Annotated in this window: 16 protein-coding genes; 8 read left to right on the top strand and 8 right to left on the bottom strand. The window is 48.7% G+C overall.

Features of this window, described 5'->3' with window-relative positions; genetic code table 11:
• The first annotated feature begins 25 nt into the window (after positions 1–25).
• The 4 genes from QGP82_RS30380 (at position 26) to QGP82_RS30365 (ending at position 2,330) form a co-directional block, all read left to right on the top strand.
• The gene (locus tag QGP82_RS30380; protein ID WP_163696896.1) at positions 26–406 is read left to right on the top strand and encodes a Cif family virulence factor; all 381 of its coding nucleotides are present in this window, start codon (positions 26–28) and stop codon (positions 404–406) included.
• Between the two features lie 72 nt (positions 407–478).
• Positions 479–619, top strand: a complete 141-nt coding sequence (locus QGP82_RS30375) for a hypothetical protein (RefSeq protein WP_163696898.1) — start codon at positions 479–481, stop codon at positions 617–619.
• 73 nt (positions 620–692) lie between these two features.
• Positions 693–1,616: a formylglycine-generating enzyme family protein gene (locus tag QGP82_RS30370; RefSeq protein WP_499061872.1), complete on the top strand. Its 924-nt coding sequence runs from the start codon at positions 693–695 to the stop codon at positions 1,614–1,616.
• A gap of 387 nt (positions 1,617–2,003) precedes the next feature.
• Complete coding sequence (locus tag QGP82_RS30365) at positions 2,004–2,330, top strand: hypothetical protein (RefSeq protein WP_163660779.1); 327 nt, start codon at positions 2,004–2,006, stop codon at positions 2,328–2,330.
• Positions 2,331–2,456: 126 nt separating this feature from the next.
• Here QGP82_RS30365 and QGP82_RS30360 read toward each other — a convergent pair whose 3' ends face one another.
• Positions 2,457–3,491 (bottom strand): hypothetical protein, encoded by a 1,035-nt coding sequence (locus tag QGP82_RS30360; RefSeq protein ID WP_499061871.1) that lies wholly within the window; start codon positions 3,489–3,491, stop codon positions 2,457–2,459.
• Between the two features lie 124 nt (positions 3,492–3,615).
• Entirely contained in the window at positions 3,616–5,982 is a 2,367-nt protein-coding gene (gene recJ, locus QGP82_RS30355; protein WP_163660775.1) for a single-stranded-DNA-specific exonuclease RecJ, read from the bottom strand.
• A gap of 163 nt (positions 5,983–6,145) precedes the next feature.
• Between recJ and QGP82_RS30350 the strand changes: the two genes are divergently transcribed.
• The 3 genes from QGP82_RS30350 (at position 6,146) to QGP82_RS30340 (ending at position 9,840) form a co-directional block, all read left to right on the top strand.
• Positions 6,146–7,339: an AI-2E family transporter gene (locus QGP82_RS30350; protein ID WP_163660773.1), complete on the top strand. Its 1,194-nt coding sequence runs from the start codon at positions 6,146–6,148 to the stop codon at positions 7,337–7,339.
• Positions 7,340–7,406: 67 nt separating this feature from the next.
• On the top strand, positions 7,407–8,942 hold the full coding sequence (locus QGP82_RS30345) for an AAA family ATPase (protein ID WP_499061870.1): 1,536 nt from the start codon (positions 7,407–7,409) through the stop codon (positions 8,940–8,942).
• Between the two features lie 463 nt (positions 8,943–9,405).
• Entirely contained in the window at positions 9,406–9,840 is a 435-nt protein-coding gene (locus tag QGP82_RS30340) for an FxLYD domain-containing protein (RefSeq protein WP_163660769.1), read from the top strand.
• Positions 9,841–9,941: 101 nt separating this feature from the next.
• On the opposite strand, the gene QGP82_RS30335 is transcribed toward QGP82_RS30340, so the two are convergent.
• The 5 genes from QGP82_RS30335 to QGP82_RS30315 form a co-directional block, all read right to left on the bottom strand.
• Positions 9,942–10,241 (bottom strand): YggT family protein, encoded by a 300-nt coding sequence (locus QGP82_RS30335; RefSeq protein WP_006515111.1) that lies wholly within the window; start codon positions 10,239–10,241, stop codon positions 9,942–9,944.
• Between the two features lie 266 nt (positions 10,242–10,507).
• Positions 10,508–10,825: a ssl2009 family thylakoid membrane protein gene (locus QGP82_RS30330; protein WP_163660767.1), complete on the bottom strand. Its 318-nt coding sequence runs from the start codon at positions 10,823–10,825 to the stop codon at positions 10,508–10,510.
• Between the two features lie 12 nt (positions 10,826–10,837).
• A complete protein-coding gene (gene upp, locus QGP82_RS30325; RefSeq protein WP_006515113.1) occupies positions 10,838–11,494 on the bottom strand; it encodes a uracil phosphoribosyltransferase in 657 nt (218 codons plus the stop codon).
• Positions 11,495–11,621: 127 nt separating this feature from the next.
• The gene (locus tag QGP82_RS30320; protein ID WP_006515114.1) at positions 11,622–11,990 is read right to left on the bottom strand and encodes a response regulator transcription factor; all 369 of its coding nucleotides are present in this window, start codon (positions 11,988–11,990) and stop codon (positions 11,622–11,624) included.
• Between the two features lie 242 nt (positions 11,991–12,232).
• On the bottom strand, positions 12,233–13,465 hold the full coding sequence (locus QGP82_RS30315; protein WP_499061869.1) for a DUF790 family protein: 1,233 nt from the start codon (positions 13,463–13,465) through the stop codon (positions 12,233–12,235).
• Between the two features lie 181 nt (positions 13,466–13,646).
• Between QGP82_RS30315 and QGP82_RS30310 the strand changes: the two genes are divergently transcribed.
• A complete protein-coding gene (locus QGP82_RS30310) occupies positions 13,647–16,103 on the top strand; it encodes an endonuclease MutS2 (RefSeq protein WP_499061868.1) in 2,457 nt (818 codons plus the stop codon).
• A 43-nt stretch (positions 16,104–16,146) separates the two neighbouring features.
• Here QGP82_RS30310 and QGP82_RS30305 read toward each other — a convergent pair whose 3' ends face one another.
• A complete protein-coding gene (locus tag QGP82_RS30305; protein ID WP_499061867.1) occupies positions 16,147–18,039 on the bottom strand; it encodes a hypothetical protein in 1,893 nt (630 codons plus the stop codon).
• Positions 18,040–18,106: the final 67 nt, after the last annotated feature.

Here is an 18,106-nt window from a genome sequence, read left to right as displayed (position 1 = left end):
GTATACCGGCAAAGGAATCCAAACAATGAACCAGGTCCCTCAAAATTCAACCTTGTTAACAGCTGTCAATGAAGCTAGTTCAAGATGGAAAATGGCATTTAACACAGGTGATGCCGCAGGCTGCACAGCTCAATATGAGGCATCTGCCATCATGCAGGCTATTCCCTTCGGTACTTTTACAGGGCACGCTGAGATCCAAGCATTTTGGCAACAACTGATTGATGATGGTTTTTCTGATGTGGAGTACATCGAACCTAAGATCGAAGTCCTGGATGCAACAACAGCTGTTTTATCTTCGAAATGGAAGATGAACAAGGCCCATGGAGTGATTCATAAAGAGCTATGGGTTTTGCAGGCTGATGGTACTGCTAAGCTGAAAGAAGATAGGTTCGAGGCGCAAGGTTAACTGCATGTAAGAGATAAAATATACCGCCCTGAGAAGCTTGGTAATACGTGATTCGCATTGTAATTTGCAGGGATGGCAAAAGGCACAGCCACTTTTAGATCGTCTATTTTTATTGGGGATATTGTTGTCGAGACCGCTAGGGTTGAGGGCATTCAACAGTTTGGTCTGGGTTTGGGACCGCCGGGCGTAGTACAGGCATCCGTTTCGACATAATGCCGATAATATTCACAGCCCATTCTCAGGCTAACGCTTTAAGATGTCATACGTCTTGGTGAGAGGAACAGCTATGACAAGGTCAATCCATAGAAACTTGAGTCTGTTGTCGCTGTTGATGCTGATCGGCTGTCAGGATGTCACGTCTGGATCTACGCCTGAGATGACACAGGTGGACTGTGAGGCAATGCCAGGATTTGCATATGTGGAGGGTGGTGACTTTATTGCAGGTAGCGATCGCACCGAACGCGACTACGCCTATCGCATCAGTGCAGAAGGGTTTGCAGATTCGCCCGAGGATGTGGCTGCAGCCGAAGCGGGCTACCGTCAGCGGGGTTGGTTTGAGCGGGAACCAGACAGGCGCACAGAGACCTTGCCTTCATTCTGCATGGGCCAAAACCTGATCACCAATGCGGACTACCAGGCATTCGTGCTAACAACAGAGCATCGATCACCAGGGATTTCGGCAGCGGATTATCAGGAACAGGGCTTTTTAGTCCATGACTACAATGAGGTGGAACCTTATCTGTGGCATGAAGACCAATATCCAGCAGGGCAGGAAAATCATCCGGTGGTGCTGATTTCCTATGGAGATGCGGTGGCCTATGCAGAGTGGCGCTCTGGTCAAGATGGCGTCAGCTATCGGCTACCGACGGCATTGGAGTGGGAAAAGGCAGCGCGGGGGACAGATGGACGCTACTTTCCTTGGGGTCGTGAGTGGCGAGATGATGGGACAAATTGGGCCAAAAATGGTCCCTATGGGACAAGTGATGTAGGGACTTATCCATTGAGCCAGAGTCCTTACGGCATTGAGGATATGGCAGGAAACGTATTTGAGTACACCAGAACTCTGACTAGAGGTGGAGCTGAGGTTTTCCTCAAGGGCTGCAGTTGGGACGATTTCCCCGGTTTTTGTCGCGCCGCCTACCAGCATGATCGGCCTGTAGAGTCTCGACATATCCTATTTGGGTTCCGTCTGGTGATGGAGGACAACTAAGCCCTAAGCCACAAAAGTGCGGACATCCCCAACCCTGTTAAAGAAAAGATTCTCACCAATCTCTTCCTACAGACTCAATTGACTGAAATATTAGCCGAATATCCGAAATATTTAGCAGAGGCTATCCTGGTCCATCATAGCCAGTATGCTGGGCGGTTTTCTAGAATTAAGGCCCAAACTTTAGCTAGAGTTTTGCAGCATTGCCCCTATTTCCGTAGCCTGTATAAGCACAAACGGAAATCACAATCCCCATGTTCTACTTCACATCCTGGTAGGTCAACTTTAAAATTAGGGCGTTGCTGTAGATAAAGGATTATGGGTCGTTTACATTGGTTATGTCTGCTTAGCCTAGTTTTACTCTTACAAGCCTGTAGCAGTTTTGGCACCATGCCACCTCAATCAGTCATAGAACAAGGCCTAGCCATCAAAATGGCCCAAACCCAGCAGGCACTAATCATTCACCTAGCGCCCAAAGTACCTCAACTGCCCAACGTTAAACTCCGTCAGGTTGAAGTAACCCTACGCGAACCTCAAGATGACGATATATTTCACATTCAAGGCACCTACCAAGCTACCATCCAGCTAACCAGTCGAGAAAAAAAAGAATCTGGTCCATTTGATCTCTACCTTGCCAGAGAGAAAACAGAAGATACCGTCAGCTGGTTTTTGGTATCCGATGATCATAGAGAATTATTAATAACAAACCCTACGTAACACAAAGATAGCAGAGTACATTGAGCTTAATTCTAAAGGCTCCCTAATCATAAAAATAGAATGAGAAAACGTTCTCTTTGCCCTCAACATCGTATATGTCATACGTAAATGTGTGAGAAGAGAGGCCTATCTTTGGTCTATACGCTGATCGGCAAACTGACGAATAAATCCGAACTTGTTCAACATGGTATTAAAAGGATCGTCAGTTTTTTTCTGTAACCGGTGTAGATCGTCTGCCACGCCATAGACTCCATCGGGCGTCAGAAAGAGAAACTGAATCAGGTCAGGTTCAGGTAGAGCATGGTCCTCGATGGGAGATGCTTTTGGCAGTAGCGTTTGAGCCATTTGAACAATTTCTTGAGCGACTTGGGCCACCTTGAGGTCAGCCCCCAACCCAACCATGCCACTCCCTGATGTGGGTCGAAAAGAAGCCTCGCCAGATAGAAACGCAGTCAACGATATCGCCCATCTTTCCGATGTGCGCCCATCCATCATACCAACGTCCATCAGCACACCATACACTTGATCAATATCACTGTCAAAACCCCCTGCCTGGCCAGCATCAATGTTAAAAATAGCCTCGCGCCAGGTTTGATAATCCGGTGTTATTCTCATGCGGTGATTGGAGGCATTGAACTGCCGTTCATGCGGATTATCACCTTGAAATGGTGTTTCACCCAAAAACTCTTTGATGGCTTGCAACGCTGCATCTACACCCTCACCATCATTGTAGTAGAGCATCTCTTTTTTCTGATCATCGCTGGTTGCAAACGTTAGGTTGTAGAACCAATGTGTTCCATAGTTACCATTGCGCTTTTTATATCGACGTTTGTGGGTACCTACACTGACATTCTGTAGTGTGGAAAATTGCAGCTGCCAACGTTTAGTGCCAAGTAGGGTTTTGCGATCGCATCTAACTGCATCAACCGTCTTATCCAAGGTTAACGTTTCCGACTGTAGCGCCAGGTAGAGCATATACAGGCCATAGGCTCCCAAAGCCGCCAGTAACCAGAAACCATAGGCAGGCACTTCTCCACTAGAAACGATAAGGATACATCCCAATACTGTTAGGCTCAAAATAATCAGTGGCAAAATCAACCCGTTGCGATCGCTGGCACTGACAATAACAAGTTCTAAATCAGTCTGTTTATTAATTCTCATCAGAATAGAAGCACGGCGCTGTTAGCTCAGGCTCAGCTTACAGCGCCACGGTGTTGCCTCAGCAGACATTCATGAAACGTTAAGACATCAACTCAGGCTTGGGATTGTTCTAGCACTCATACGCTTATCGCTCCATAACCGTTTGAGCAACATTTACAGGCACATCAGAAAAGTACTTTCGCTGAAACTGTTCTTCTCGTAAACTTGCTAAGAACAACCGTAGCTTAGTCTGTTGTTGTTCTGTTGTTGCAGCCAGACTCGCATCATATAGGAGAGTGATGGCCATAGAGGAAAATAGTAAAGGAGATGGGGAAAGCCCCCCGATTTCCATAGGCGCATCCAAATCAGTCTCTCTGATCTGAAACCCTAAACTACCCAATGCAGCTAACCCAGCTCCTAACGCCACCTCTCCCAGCTCCAGCTTTGTCATTAGTTCTGCCACCGTCACACATGTCTCCGTGCGCGCCAGATACTTGGCAATACCGACTAGCCGCTTCCACACCTCAATCGGGGGCACCGGCTCAGGCTTGTCATAGGCCAACACCAAAGGCGCATGCTGCTGGTTAGCCTGATGAAACCAGGGGCGCAGGTCTTGCCATGCCGTCGGACACTGGGTAACCACCAGCGCATCGGATACATCTGTTGCAGCAGATTGGGCACGACAATCAATCACCTGCTGCTTGGGTATGGCCATCGACACAGCAGTCTCAGACTCCACAGAGCGCACATCGATCAACCGCACCTCATAGCCGCCATACTGGGGCTGTTTCCGTCGAGAATAGGCATTAAAATCTAGCTCTACCACCACATCACAACGACCCACGGGCAGGTCATCTTTGTAGTGGCCCCACCACAGTCCCGGAAATCCAGCTGTCGACGTATCGTCCTTGATCAAAAAATGGGTTTTGATAAATCTCAGCTTACGATGCGAGATTGGGTCTTTAATTTTCTGATGCCAAGTATTATCAAACCAAGCATGGCGAATCAACAATCGGGGCACCGGATTGCCCATGCCATAGGGCTCTAGCAAATTTAGCTGCTGAAATAACTCCTTACCCAGCTCACATACGCTCACGTCCAAGTCCACCTGAATCATCGGACCAGAGGTGACTCCCACCTGCCGCAGCTGCCGGTTCAGGGCATCGGCAAACACACCGACATTCTCCACCGGCAACGTCATGCCTGCCGCAAAGGGATGCCCGCCAAAGCTAGTTAATAGATGCGCCTGGTCTGTCACTAGCTGATACAGATCAATCTGATTCACTGACCGAGCTGAGCCCCGCGCTACCTCACCATCAATGGTGAGCAAAATTGTTGGCTTGCCGTACTCCTGAGCCACTTGACCAGCAACAATTCCCAATACACCCGTTGGCCATTGAGCATCGGCTAGCACAATTACCTGGGCAGTGGCCATATCTACCCCACTCAGCTGCTGGCTCACCTGAGTGTAAACATCCTTTTGCAAGGCCTTACGACGGGTATTGGCGATTTCCGTCTGTTCTGCTAGCTCCTGACAACGGTCTGGGTCTTGGCTGGTCAGCAGCTCAACGCAAAATCGGGCATCGCCATGGATACGGCTAACGGCGTTGATGCGGGGACCAATGCCAAAGGAAATGTCCGTAGGGCGATCGCCGGTTCGACGACACAGCTTCAGTAGCTGAGCCACCCCAGGACGAATTGGATCGTCTGTTGTTAGATGGGTCTGCAGTTGACGAATACCAATTTGTGCTAAGTAGCGACAGTCGTCGCTCAGCTGCACCAAGTCTGCAATTAGACCAATGGCCACTAAATCCGTCAGCTCTGCCAGAGGTCGTGTGGGTGTCAGACAGCTATAGAGTGCTTCGATTAACTTGTAGGCAACCGCAACACCAGACAGGTTAGCCAGGGGATGCTCGGGTTCAAAATAACGTGGATTAATGATGGCGACCACGTTCGGTCGCTCATCCGGCAAGGTGTGGTGATCGGTAATGATCGCATCGATCCCCAGCGTCCGGGCATGATCGATTTCTTGGAGGTTAGTACTCCCATTGTCACAGGTGATCACTAAGGTTGTCCCTGCATCTGCCAGGGCCTCAAGGCCATGGATAGACAGACCATGGGCATCAGTCAGCCGGTTAGGGATAAAGTAGTTGAGCTGCCCATCTGGAAAAAACTGGCGCAGACCATCCCATAAAACAGCTGTAGAGGTAATACCATCCGCATCAAAATCTCCCCAAATCGTGACGGTTTCTTGATGCTCCACGGCCTGAAGAATGCGTTCTACAGCTTGCTTCATTTCTGAGCCAAAAGCAGCTGGTGGAGTAGGCTGATAGGTATCAGGGGCAATAAACGCTGTTAGTTGCTCGACGGTGCGAATGCCACGTTGCCACAGTAGTTCCGCCGCTCGCTTTGGCGGATTGGGTGAATTCGCAATCGTCTGGACAGTCTCGACCCAATCGGTGGAAATCGTCTCGTCGTTGGGGAGCTGCCACTGAGGAGTGGGTGTGGTCAAAATAACGGTGAATAGGCTAGTTTTTCTTTTGAAAGATTTTTATTTGTAGTAGGTTAGCTAAAATGGGCGGAATTCCGTCTGGTTATGGTGAGGTAGTTCTGTATTGGAGCAAATCCGATAACCAGTAAGCATAGTATGCCGTGGTGATAGTCAGGAGTATTTCGTGAAGCTTGGTGAATGGATTGGCCTGATCAGCATCTTAGCGACTTTCTATATTCTTTGGGCGCTACGGGCAATTTTACTGTTGGTGTTTATGGCAGTGGTGCTTGCGATCGCACTTAACAGCTTCGCACGTCGTGTACAGAAAACAGGCGTTCCCCGACGATTTGCCGTCCCCCTAGTACTGACGAGTAGTTTTTTAGTCGTTACCCTCTTTTTAGTTTTAGTAGTCCCCCCCTTTGTCGCACAATTTGAACTGTTAATCGCTCTCATCATTGATGCTATTCGCGAGCTCCCTGAAACGCTGGCTCAACTTGAAACGTACTTACCCGATCAGTTTCGTTTGCCCGAATTAGAGGAATTTATCAACTGGGCGACATCTCCAGACTCAGCATTACTCAATGCTTTTAACAATTTAGATATTTTCAACAACTTTTTTACATTTTTCAACTCCTCACTGAGAGTTCTACTCCAATTTCTTCTGGTATTAATCCTATCCCTAATGTTCTTAGGGAATCCAACCATTTACCGCAACACTTTACTACGTCTCATACCATCCTTTTATCGCCGACGAGCAGATGGCATTTTACAAGATTGCGAAATCGCCCTATGCAACTGGATGGGAGGTATTGTTCTCAATTCAGTTTTTATCTTCTCTTTAAGTTTTGTCGGTCTGTGGGTATTACAAATCAAGTTTGTGCTAACTCATGCCCTACTAGCAGGCGTTCTCAACTTTATACCTAACGTCGGACCCAGCATAAGCGTTATTTTTCCAGCCATGGTGGCCCTTCAAGACCCCACCAACCCTTTAAAGATTGTTCCAGTTATTATTTGGTATGTCATCATCCAACAGATTGAAAGCTACTGGTTGACGCCAACGGTAATGGCCCGTCAAATCTCTTTGCCACCAGCATTCACCCTAATTTCCCAAATTTGTTTTGCCTTCATATTTGGTTTTCTCGGTCTTGTGTTAGCCCTACCGCTTGCCGTTGTCGCTAAAATCTGGCTACAGGAACTCGTAATCAAAGATATTCTTGACCAGTGGGAGGTTCCTAATTTTGCTCCTTGGAAAGTAGCTGTAGCCAATGGACCTGACAGTCCAGAATCTCTTCTTGATCAACCGGAACCATTCTCTGGAATCACACCGGACTCCAATGAAGAAGTTAAGGAGACAGGTAGTCCCATAAATAACGGCTAATCTGTTACTTTTCCTTTCTATTACTATCTGGGCATCCTGAGCCCAGCTACACCTGGATCGTTACCTTATGCCCTTTGCTGCCAGCGTTCGTCACCTGCAAACCTTAATCATGTCGTTTCATCCCATCATTGTGGTGGAAACAGTTGAAGAGGAACGCATACAGCAACTAATCAACAAAGCCACCCTGGATTTGCAACTCCCTATCTATGAATGGAGTATTGCTCAAGGGCTAGTCCGACTTGAGGGTAACCAGTATAACCGCTGGCAAAACGAATATGCACCACCTGGAGCCAGTCGTGCTGCTGTGGATCATGATACGGCTGAGCCCGTTGATGCACTGCGGCACATGCAAGCCGTTGCCCACCGCGCCATCTATTGGCTCAAAGATTTTTCTACCCACTTTAACGACCCGGTGGTCACCCGACTTTTCCGCGAAGTTGCCCAGCAGTTTGCCCACAACCAGTCCACTCTCCTGATCTCAGGTGAGCAAGTATCTCTATCACGGGAGATCGGACATGAGGCGGTCTATTTTGATATGCCTTTGCCTGATCGGGATGAATTGCATAAAGCCATTGTGGAAGCCGTACAGGCATTACGGGGACGCATCAAGGTCAAACTAAGCCCAGAGGAAATGCGTACCCTGGTTAGCACAACCCAGGGAATGACGCTAAACCAAACCAAAAAAGTGATTGCCTACGCCGCCCTAGAAGACGGTCACCTGACAGCCAAGGACATTAGTCGAGTCCTAGAGCGCAAGATGCAAATTATCCGTGAAAGCGGTTTACTTGACTATATACCGGTTGAAAAAAACACGGCTGAGCTGGGCGGTTTCGACAACTTAAAACATTGGTTAAATCGTGCTCGCACAGGCTTTAGCCCCCAGGCTCAGGCACTAAATCTCACACCACCGAAGGGCATCTTAATCGTAGGCATCCAGGGCTGTGGAAAATCCTTAGCGGCTAAAACCATTGCCCGTGAATGGCAAATACCCTTGCTCAAGCTGGATGCTGGGCGGCTCTACGATAAGTATGTGGGCGGCTCAGAAAAGAACTTTCGCCAAGCTGTTTCTCTAGCTGAGAAAATGGCCCCCGCTGTTCTGTGGATTGATGAAATCGAAAAAACCATGGGGGGTACCCAGAGCATGGATACGGATGGTGGTTTAAGCCGTCGCCTCTTTGGTTCGTTCTTAACCTGGCTCCAGGAAAAATCCCAAGAAGTTTTTGTTGTTGCCACAGCCAATGATATCTCACAGCTGCCGCCTGAACTGCTACGCAAGGGGCGCTTTGATGAGATTTTCTTTGTGGACTTACCCGATGCACAAGATCGCGCCAAAATTCTTACCATTCATCTCAATCGCCACCACCAAACTCCCGAAAATTTCAACATGGCCGAACTGGTTCAGGCTACCGAGGGCTTTAGCGGTGCCGAAATTCAGCAAATTATTGTATCAAGCTTATATCAATCCATACACGAGCAGTGCTCACTCGATACACCGTTACTGGTTCAAGCCATTAAAACAACCGTTCCTTTATCGATCTCTCGTCGAGAAGATATCCAAAGACTGCGTTGTATGGCGACCGATCGATTTGTACGAGTTAAGTAAATCTTTCAAGATGTAACTCTATCGGGGGCAACAACACTGAGAGCGGCCTTTTCCAAGAGTTTATGTAAACGCTTACTAAGCGGATCTTACAGTTTCTAACAGACAGACGGTGTTTTCGGGTATTCTCTGCAAAAGCTCTGTAACGTTGAGTACTTGCTCTTTTGCTCACAACTTTTTGACGCGTCAGGTGTTTGGACACAGGAGTCCATTGATCTGACATCCCCGTTAGCTGACCTAACACACTATCTTACCGTTTTGGAGAAACCTCCCATGAACCCTGCTCAAATTCAAGGACTTTGGATTTGCCTTAGCTTTTCATTGGCAATGATCTTGCTAACACCAGTGCTCGTGTGGGTATTGCCCAATCGTCAGCAAACCGTTTAGAGAAGCACTTGTGCCATCAGGGTATGTTTTTGGCACCATAGACCCGGTACCATAATTAAAACCTACCCTGATTCTTTCCATGGCTTTTCGTGCAACCATTGTCGCCTTTTTAATCATGTGCTTTGGGCTCATGGCATCACCAGCCCAGGCGATGACACCGTTAGATGTGTCTAACCTCGCTTACGCTGAGTGCCCAGCCGAATATGCAGAAGGCATCGTTGACTCAGGCAGCCTTGGCAAAGCTACCTGCTACTTGGTCACAGGCACATTGACCAACAACTCTGGTAAGCCCATTCTCAATGCTGATATTTTTGGTCGTATTTACGACAAAAACAACAATCCAGTCATGCAAAATCGTGGTCGACTCGGTGGCGTAGACTATGTTCCCCCTGGCAGCAGCGACTTTGAAATCCGTGTGTCCATCGCTGCCAATCAACCCCCACCGCTCAAGTTAAAGAACTTTAAGGCCTCTGGATTTGTAGGCAAAGTCAGACGCCAGGGTCGAATAGATTAAATTGAAATCTTTGAGAACAAAAAAGGGCGATGCTAACAGCATCGCCCTTTTTTGTTCAAACAAACTTTGCCCATTCTGGAAACATTGTTGCATGCAACCCGCTAGAAGCTCGAATAAGCCATGTAACCACTTGCAGCCAACGCATAGGTTGCTTGCACCAGAGCACTGCGAACAAACTGAAGCACAATAAAGGCCAAAATCGCAGAAAAATCAATTCCACCCAAAGGAGGAATCACCGATCGGAACAGATTCAAGTATGGATCGGTAATCTGACTAAGCGCAGACAGGAGAGGGTTTCCCCAATCTAAGTTTGGTAGCCAGCTAAGCAGCACCCGTACCAACAGCAGAGCTAAATAGATACTGATAAACTGGGCTAACGCTGCAGGAATGACTTGAAGCATAGGTATCCTACCTTACGAAAATAGAGAATAACTCTAGGGCCTGGTGTTTAGTGTAACCGATGAGTTCTACAACCTAAAAGGGGTTTGATTCAAAGCATTACAACTTGAGTTTACGATACCTCTCACCCCTTAGTAGAGTGTTGAAAGCCGATATAAACCGACAGTGTTGCTAATCTTCAGAACAGTTCTATCTAAAAGATACGGATATAGCGCAATTTTGCTAAATCCATGCGTCCCCTAAAGTCAATAGCAGCAAACCGACCGCATTAATCGGTGGTCGATGTTTCATAGTCAGCAGCTCGACCATTAGTACTTCCCAATTGCTCACGGACATCCTCAATGGCCGCATTTAGCTCAGAAATTTTATCCTCAAGACCGCGACGAGCAATTTCCATGCGTTCATCGTCACTTATATCAGCCAAATTTTGGCGAATATCTTCTGACAATTGACTAAAACTTGTACTTTTGTCATCCTCTACACGATTAATCCGATTGGCGGCAAGTACTCCAGCCACACCACCAACTAGCCCACCCAACAGAGCTCCTAGAAAAAATCCACCAGTGAAGTTACTCGATTGACTCATGATGTGACGTGATTAATTAGTACCAAATGTGCGATCCCCGGCATCGCCTAGACCTGGAACGATAAAGCCGTTTTCATCCAAACCTTCATCGATAATGCCTGCATAAATAACTAGTTGGGGGTACGCTTCAGCAAGTTTCTGTAGCGCTGGGGGAGCCGTTACTACTGAGACAATCCTAACCAGAGACGGGTCCACACCACGCTTCACTAACTCTGCCATAGTGGCCATCATTGTACCGCCCGTCGCCAACATTGGCTCACTGATCAAGATGCGAGTATTGGGACCAATCTGATCCGGCAGCTTGTTCAGATAACAGCTGGCCTCCAGGGTTTCTTCATTGCGAACAAAGCCAAGGTGATACACCGAAGCCGTAGGCAGTGCCGATTGGACGCCTTCCATCAACGCCAACCCCGCCCTCAAAATGGGGATCACCATCAGCGGCATTTCAGGATTGATAAATGTCGCAGGGCTAGGAGCCAGCGGCGTTTCTACGGTGGCATCCACAGTGGGTAACCAATCATTACGAATTGCTTCATAGGTTAACCATCGCCCCATTTCAGTCATGGCACTGCGAAATACAGCAGACGGTGTGTTAACGTCCCGTAACACACCGAGCCAATGTTTGATTAATGGGTGAGGAGGAACGTGAATCCGCAGCTGAATTGCCATGGGAAATGCTAATAGAGACAGTAAGATGGGCTCAAATCTGCCCAATCATACGCCTTTGATAGCGAGGCGGTCTAGGGTTTAAGTGCTGGACTTTTTACCCACTCCCTAGGCCCTAAGCCCCCTATACTTATCGCCCCCGCAGCAAGTGTTTAACCGTTTCCACCATCTCGGCCGGGCGAAACGGCTTGGCAATGTAGGCGTCTGCCCCCTGCTTCATCCCCCAATAACGGTCAAATTCTTCATTTTTAGATGAACAAATAACCACTGGCACGTCCTTTGTGGGGCCGTTGTTCTTGACCCAGCGGCACAGCTCATAGCCATTCATATTAGGCATAACGATATCAAGCACCACAAGATCCGGTGGCCTTGACGAAATCATGTCTTTTGCTTTCTCGCCATCTTCAGCTTCTAAAACAGTCATACCCGCTTTGATCAGGAGACCAGAGATCATCTCCCGTAGGGTTGAACTGTCATCCACAATCAAAACCGTGGTCATAATGCAGGGGATAGGTAGAGTTCCTCAAGTGTTAGTTAGCCCATATCAGAGGGCTAGATTAAACGTAACCAGCTAATAATACGAATTCAGTCGACTTCAAGCAATGACTTTTACTACGAGCGATAGTTAAACAGTTAGACGGCTCTAATTTAGAAATGTGGCCTTACTAGCTATCCCTATCGTATTAATTATTAATTATACGAAAAAGATAAGAAGCATTCGTCACGTCAGTTGCCTATTATTCATAGCTCTTCCAGCAGGCTCAGTAGAGATTTAGGCTGTAGCTTATCTTTAAACCAAACAATCTTGGCTGGTACATTGTCTATATCGATACCGGCTTTTGCTAAGTTTAGCCGTTCTGAAATAGCCAGAATCAAATTCTGACAGTCGGACTTTTGCACCTGGGCAAACTTTTTGCGCAGATACTCTGGTCGCCAGTACCCTACTATTTCCAATAAATAGACACGACCGTCGGGATGCACTAACCGAAAGTCAGGAATCATGACGCTGCCAGGGATTGGGATTAAATCAACTTCTCGTTCCAACTGCCACGGAGTTTTCCCCTTCTCCACAAGGGTCATCCAGCGGTCGGCAAAGGCGGCTTCAACCATACTGTCGTAGGGTTTACCCGGCGGGTAATGACTTACCAGGTCACATTCAGAGTCGAGGGTATAGCTTTTTGCAGACAGCGCCTTGGTATAAGTGTCTTTCCATTGCAGTGTGGCGCTGAGGTGCCAACGTGTCACATGCAAAATAGCAGGTACTAACTTGGCAATATCGAGGCCATAGCGAGTACTGGCTTTGAAAAGACTGGCTGGACCGTCGATGGTAACGGTAAACCCCTGGTCTGCTTCCCCTTCAATGTAGGCCATCAACCGAAATAGCTTTAGATACCGGAACATCAGCTTGTACTCACCGGGATCATTACGGTGCAGATTTAAGACCACATGACTGGCTCGATAAAAGATGCCCTGTACTTGGGATAGGTTATAGCGATGAAGCAATGCCTCTGATGTAGGGGCATCAAACTGGGTAAGAATACGATTCTCCTTAAGGTCAGCGTATAATCCCTGCTGAATGTGAATGGGCTCAACATCTTTGTCGAGTTCCTGGGTCAGCTGGCCAGCCAAGTTTTCTAGATGCTGCTGTGCTGCTGTAGGGGATGGCACATTCGCAGCGGCAAGCGCAAAGACACGCTGTCTTAATGCCTGAGGCTCTAGAGGGCTGACAATCTCAAATGTGCTGAAACTGCTGCGAAGGATATGGGCTAAGCCTCGTTTGATCCGGTAGTCGGTGTCTTCACCTTCAAGTTCTTGCAGTTTTTGGTTCAGGCTCCCTTGGGTATCGCCCACTGTCGCCTGGAATAGAGAAATGAGATTAGTTGCGATCGCAAGCCAATCTTTACTCAGCGGCAGCTGTTTTGCATCAATGGAGTCACCCCGAGGGCGATGGATTAGCAAGTCAGAAGGAAGCATGTTCCTAAGATAGAGGCTATATAGTTAGTTAAGAGCACAATTAATTTTGAGTTTTGAATTTTGAGTTTTGAATTTTGAGTTGTGTCCCCCTCAAGCCCTTTTTGGTCAGAGACATCTCAAACCAAGAACTAAGAACTCAAAAATTTCCCCACCCAGAGCATTACATATTCCCTTCTAACCCTTGATCCAGTCCGAAACCTTAGACCTCTTAGAATGGCCCCGTTTATGTCAGCAGTGGGCCACGTTTGCCGCTACTAAGCTGGGTGCCCTCGCCGCTCGCCACGGGCGCATTCCCAAGCACCAAAGCGAAAGTGAACAGCTTTTGGCTCAGACCCGTGAAGCCTACCGACTAGAAGAGAAATCCCCCCTTAATTTTCGGGGTGTTCAGGACATGGGTGATGCCCTTGAACGGGCGAAGCGTCAAGCCATTTTGTCTGGGGACGAGTTGTTGCACATTGCCACCACCCTAGCGGGTGCCCGTCAGTTACGCCGCACCATTGATGCCCAAGAGGAAGAGGCTTTCCCAGTGCTACAGGCCTTGGTGGGTCAGCTGCGTACCTATCCAGAATTAGAAAAAGAAATCCACCACTGCATCGACGATCGGGGTAAAGTTACCGACCGGGCCAATCCAAAACTGGCCGGCATTCGTAAAAACCTTAAAAGTACCCACGATCAGCTCCATGCCAAGCTACAGCGCATCATGCAACGGCATTCAGGGGCCTTGCAGGAAACCCTGATTACTCAGCGAGCCGGACGCTTTGTAATACCAGTGAAAGCCCCTCAGAAAGAGTCTATTCCCGGCATTGTCCATGATGTGTCTACAAGCGGTGCCACCCTATATATAGAACCCCAGGGTGTGGTGGAATTTGGCAACCGTCTACGTCAGCTAGAGCGTCAAGAGACCCGCGAAGAAGAATTGGTACGGCAGCGCCTGACTGGACAAGTGGCCGCAGTCAGCGAGGACCTGGAGCAGCTCATGGCCATCGTCACAACGTTGGATTTGGCCACTGCCCGGGCTCGCTACTCCCTCTGGTTAGAGGCTAATCCCCCTCGGTTTAGTGAAACCAATGAGCGCACGGTTCTGCGGCAGCTACGTCACCCCATATTAGTGTGGCAACAGCGCCATGAAGAAGGCCCCACGGTGGTTCCCACAGATATCACCATGCACCCCGATATTCGGGTAGTAGCCATTACAGGCCCCAATACCGGGGGTAAGACAGTCACGCTGAAAACCCTGGGGTTAGCAGCCCTGATGGCCAAGGTGGGACTATTTGTGCCTGCTCGTGAACCTGTAGAACTACCCTGGTTTGATCAGGTTTTAGCAGACATTGGTGACGAGCAATCGATTGAGCAAAGTCTGTCGACGTTTTCAGGACATATTCGCCGTATTGGTCGGATTTTGGATGCGATTGGGGCGGATGGGATAGACGATGCGGACAATACGGCAGCGGTGGGTAGTGCCCACCACACAAATTCGTTGGTGCTTTTGGATGAGGTGGGGGCGGGGACTGACCCGACAGAAGGTAGTGCGCTTGCGATCGCACTCCTGCAACACCTAGCCAACCACACTCGTCTAACCGTAGCTACGACTCACTTTGGTGAACTCAAGGCCCTCAAATATCAGGATGAGCGCTTTGAAAATGCCTCAGTGGAGTTTGATGACGTCAGCTTGTCTCCCACCTATCGGCTGCTGTGGGGTATTCCCGGTCGCTCCAATGCCCTCACCATTGCTCGACGGTTAGGGCTCAATCCCAACGTCATTGATACAGCCCAAACCTATGTGGGCGTGAGTAAACAAGATGATGTCAACCAGGTCATCGCTGGCCTTGAAGCCCAGCGTAAGCGGCAGGAGGACCAAGCTAAACAGGCTGCCGGAATCGTTGCCCAGGCCGAAGCCCTCAAAGCAGATATCGAACGCAAGGCTGCCGCTATTAAAGAGTGGGAACGCAGTCAAAAGCTAGAACAGGAAAAAGCGATTCAAGCAGCCGTGGCCGAAGCTAAAGCTGAAATTGCCACGGTTATTCGCCAGTTGCAAAAGGGAAATCCCACCGCCCAGGCCGCCCAAAGGGCAACCGAGTTAGTCGAAGACATTGCTCAGCAGCAACAGGTACCCAAGGGCAACCATCCTGCCAAAAAAGTAATCACCGACTACAAGCCTAAACTGGGTGAAAAAGTCCGTCTGATTGGTCTGGGGGGCCAAACTGCCGAAGTCGTCGGTGAACCCGATAGTGACGGTAAAGTGGCCGTGCGCTTTGGCTTGATGAAAACCATTGTCGATCTCAGTGACATTGAATCCCTCACGGGTCAAAAAACAGCGACGTCTAAACCCGCTGCCGAAAAAGCACCCGAGAAACGCCGCACAACGGTCAAAGTTGCCAAAAAGGAACCAGAGGCTCCAGCCGTACGCACCTCCAAAAACACCATTGACCTCAGGGGCATGCGTGTGGCTGAAGCCGAAGCCGACCTGGAAAACTTTATTGCCAAATCCACTGGCCCCATCTGGATCATCCATGGCCACGGCACTGGCAAACTAAAACGCGGTGTCCGCGAGTTTCTCAAGCGGCATCCCCAGGTGCAGAGCTTTGACAACGCTGAACAGGCAGATGGTGGTACAGGGGTGACCGTAGCCCAGGTTTAAGATCAGTGCTTAGTTTTGCGTCCGTAGTAATACGCCCTTTTTGTTAAAGGCCTAACAGGAAAAAATAGGCAATGGCCGCAAAGAGTACAAAGGACAAAACCAACCGTGTACAAATAATCACCGCCGCTCCCATCGCTAGAGCGCCAAATCCATCTCGCCAGTCAACATTAAACTCTTTAACCACAAGGCTGGTCAGGCCAACCGCAATGATTTCCGCAATGATGCCGTATAGATACCCACCTAAAAACGGAATATAAAAGATAACGGTTTCTATCAGACCTAACACAAATGCTGTTTTATAGATTCCTTCCAAGGTGTAGCAGGTATAGCAGGAACAGAAAAGAACAGCGAGGAAAACCCCCACTACAGAAAAGAGCATGTAAGCCCCCAAGCGAATAAAAACAGCGTAAACACTGGCTGTTTTATTCAACGCGCTCACCCTGGCCTCAGCTTCACTGTAGGGTTCTTCAGGCCAGTTGAGGGCAATGGGTCTAGCTGCAAGTTCGCCAACAATATGTTTGTGGATATAAGCCTCAGAATCTGGTTCATGTTTAGTCCGGTCATAGGTGGATTGGACACACACCACCCGGAAACTTTTTTGGTCTTGCCCATCTGGGTCATTGACTATTTTTTGTATAGAAATGTCACTTAGCAGCACCCCTTCGAAAATTTCATGGGTCTCTTTAGAAATGGGAATGATCTTGTTCTTCTTGCCATCCCCTTGCAACAGATCGGGTGCCGTTACCAGGAGTTCTGCTGTTTGCACACAGTCTTTAATCGCCCACTCTTGCAATAGAGGCGTGACAGGGACAGATTCGTCAATTGCCCTGGCGATGGTATCTTCTCCTGCTAATTGTACGGCCAGCTCACAGGCTTCGGGTGTTCCCATACTATTGGCACAAATGGGAAAACTGCTCCTGGTTGCGGAGTTAATGCCCAGCAGAATAAAAAGACTCATACAAACCAACCATCCCACTGGCACTGTCCAGGCGGGTAATGAGCCTCGAGAAAACGCTGGGCGTTTTTTGGGGCGGAAGTAAGACGCCTCCTCCTCAGCAGCAGCCCTACGGGGGATATTGGCTGAGTGCTCCATGGGGGTGTTGGCAGGTACTGAGGATAGCTCTTTTGGTTCCTGTAGTAACCCTGGGGATGAATCTGCTGAAGCAGTTTCCCCAGGGGGTTCAACCGGTATAGCAACGGGGCGTAATTGCTCAAGGGTGGCCCCGTGGTCCCTACAGTATCGACTCATCCAGATGGATAGCTTACGCTGCTTTGTTTTTTCCAGGGTCGAGAGTTGCTGCAACCATTGTTGAGAGGCTTCCTCAAGCGCCTGAACAGTGACTCGCTGGCTATCTCGAAAGGCCTCATTCAGCAGCGGCAATATCTCTAATTTCTGTGGGTTGGTGAGCGTCTCAAAATCAAGGACTAGTTGGGCAACTGACTGGGGTGGCGCCGCTAATATACCCGTGAGTAAAGCTTGATTGCGAGTAAAACAATAGCTGCTGAGGTCAAGGGCTGGTTCCTCAGCAGGCGTTTGAACGGTGGTGGAATTGTCAGATGCAGACAAGGCAAAGTCAACACGTTCTTGCCAAGCTGGTTTAGGAGCGTTAATGGCTTTACCCCAAATCACCACCTGCTTCAGGTTGGGAATCTCTAATTTTGTTAATCCCCTGGTTAACCACTGCACTGTTTTCGCTTGATTCGGGGCCTCAGGAGCCTGTACAAGGATTTGATATAACTCTCCTTTCTGACGCACCTGGATAGTAACGTTTTGAGTTTTAAGAGATTGATTGATCCAGGTTGCGATCGCAGTTGGGTCACCTTGTCGAGCTTGTGCCAGTAAAACAGCGCGTGAAGTCATATCCTGGTGCCAGTCACCGTCCTCAGGTGTATTCTTCCCAGTTTCCTGATGTTCAGGAAACTCGCTTGCGCTCATGGTCGAAATAAGACTGACATGCCAACCGCTATGCTAACTATGGGTTTTATAGTTGCAAAGAAATTAC

The sequence above is a fragment of the Leptothoe sp. LEGE 181152 genome (assembly GCF_032906605.1).
Lineage (GTDB): Bacteria > Cyanobacteriota > Cyanobacteriia > Phormidesmidales > Phormidesmidaceae > Leptothoe > Leptothoe turfae.
This window is presented reverse-complemented; position numbering and strand designations above follow the sequence as displayed.

Bases quoted from the DNA above. Each gene is read 5' to 3' on its own strand.
- upp (WP_006515113.1), bottom strand. From the start codon at position 11,494: ATGGCAATTCAGCTGCGGATTCACGTTCCTCCTCACCCATTAATCAAA.
- QGP82_RS30365 (WP_163660779.1), top strand. From the start codon at position 2,004: ATGCCACCTCAATCAGTCATAGAACAAGGCCTAGCCATCAAAATGGCC.
- QGP82_RS30340 (WP_163660769.1), top strand. From the start codon at position 9,406: ATGGCTTTTCGTGCAACCATTGTCGCCTTTTTAATCATGTGCTTTGGG.
- QGP82_RS30315 (WP_499061869.1), bottom strand. From the start codon at position 13,465: ATGCTTCCTTCTGACTTGCTAATCCATCGCCCTCGGGGTGACTCCATT.
- QGP82_RS30375 (WP_163696898.1), top strand. From the start codon at position 479: ATGGCAAAAGGCACAGCCACTTTTAGATCGTCTATTTTTATTGGGGAT.
- QGP82_RS30320 (WP_006515114.1), bottom strand. From the start codon at position 11,990: ATGACCACGGTTTTGATTGTGGATGACAGTTCAACCCTACGGGAGATG.
- QGP82_RS30335 (WP_006515111.1), bottom strand. From the start codon at position 10,241: ATGCTTCAAGTCATTCCTGCAGCGTTAGCCCAGTTTATCAGTATCTAT.
- QGP82_RS30330 (WP_163660767.1), bottom strand. From the start codon at position 10,825: ATGAGTCAATCGAGTAACTTCACTGGTGGATTTTTTCTAGGAGCTCTG.
- QGP82_RS30345 (WP_499061870.1), top strand. From the start codon at position 7,407: ATGCCCTTTGCTGCCAGCGTTCGTCACCTGCAAACCTTAATCATGTCG.
- QGP82_RS30305 (WP_499061867.1), bottom strand. From the start codon at position 18,039: ATGAGCGCAAGCGAGTTTCCTGAACATCAGGAAACTGGGAAGAATACA.
- QGP82_RS30370 (WP_499061872.1), top strand. From the start codon at position 693: ATGACAAGGTCAATCCATAGAAACTTGAGTCTGTTGTCGCTGTTGATG.
- QGP82_RS30380 (WP_163696896.1), top strand. From the start codon at position 26: ATGAACCAGGTCCCTCAAAATTCAACCTTGTTAACAGCTGTCAATGAA.
- QGP82_RS30360 (WP_499061871.1), bottom strand. From the start codon at position 3,491: ATGAGAATTAATAAACAGACTGATTTAGAACTTGTTATTGTCAGTGCC.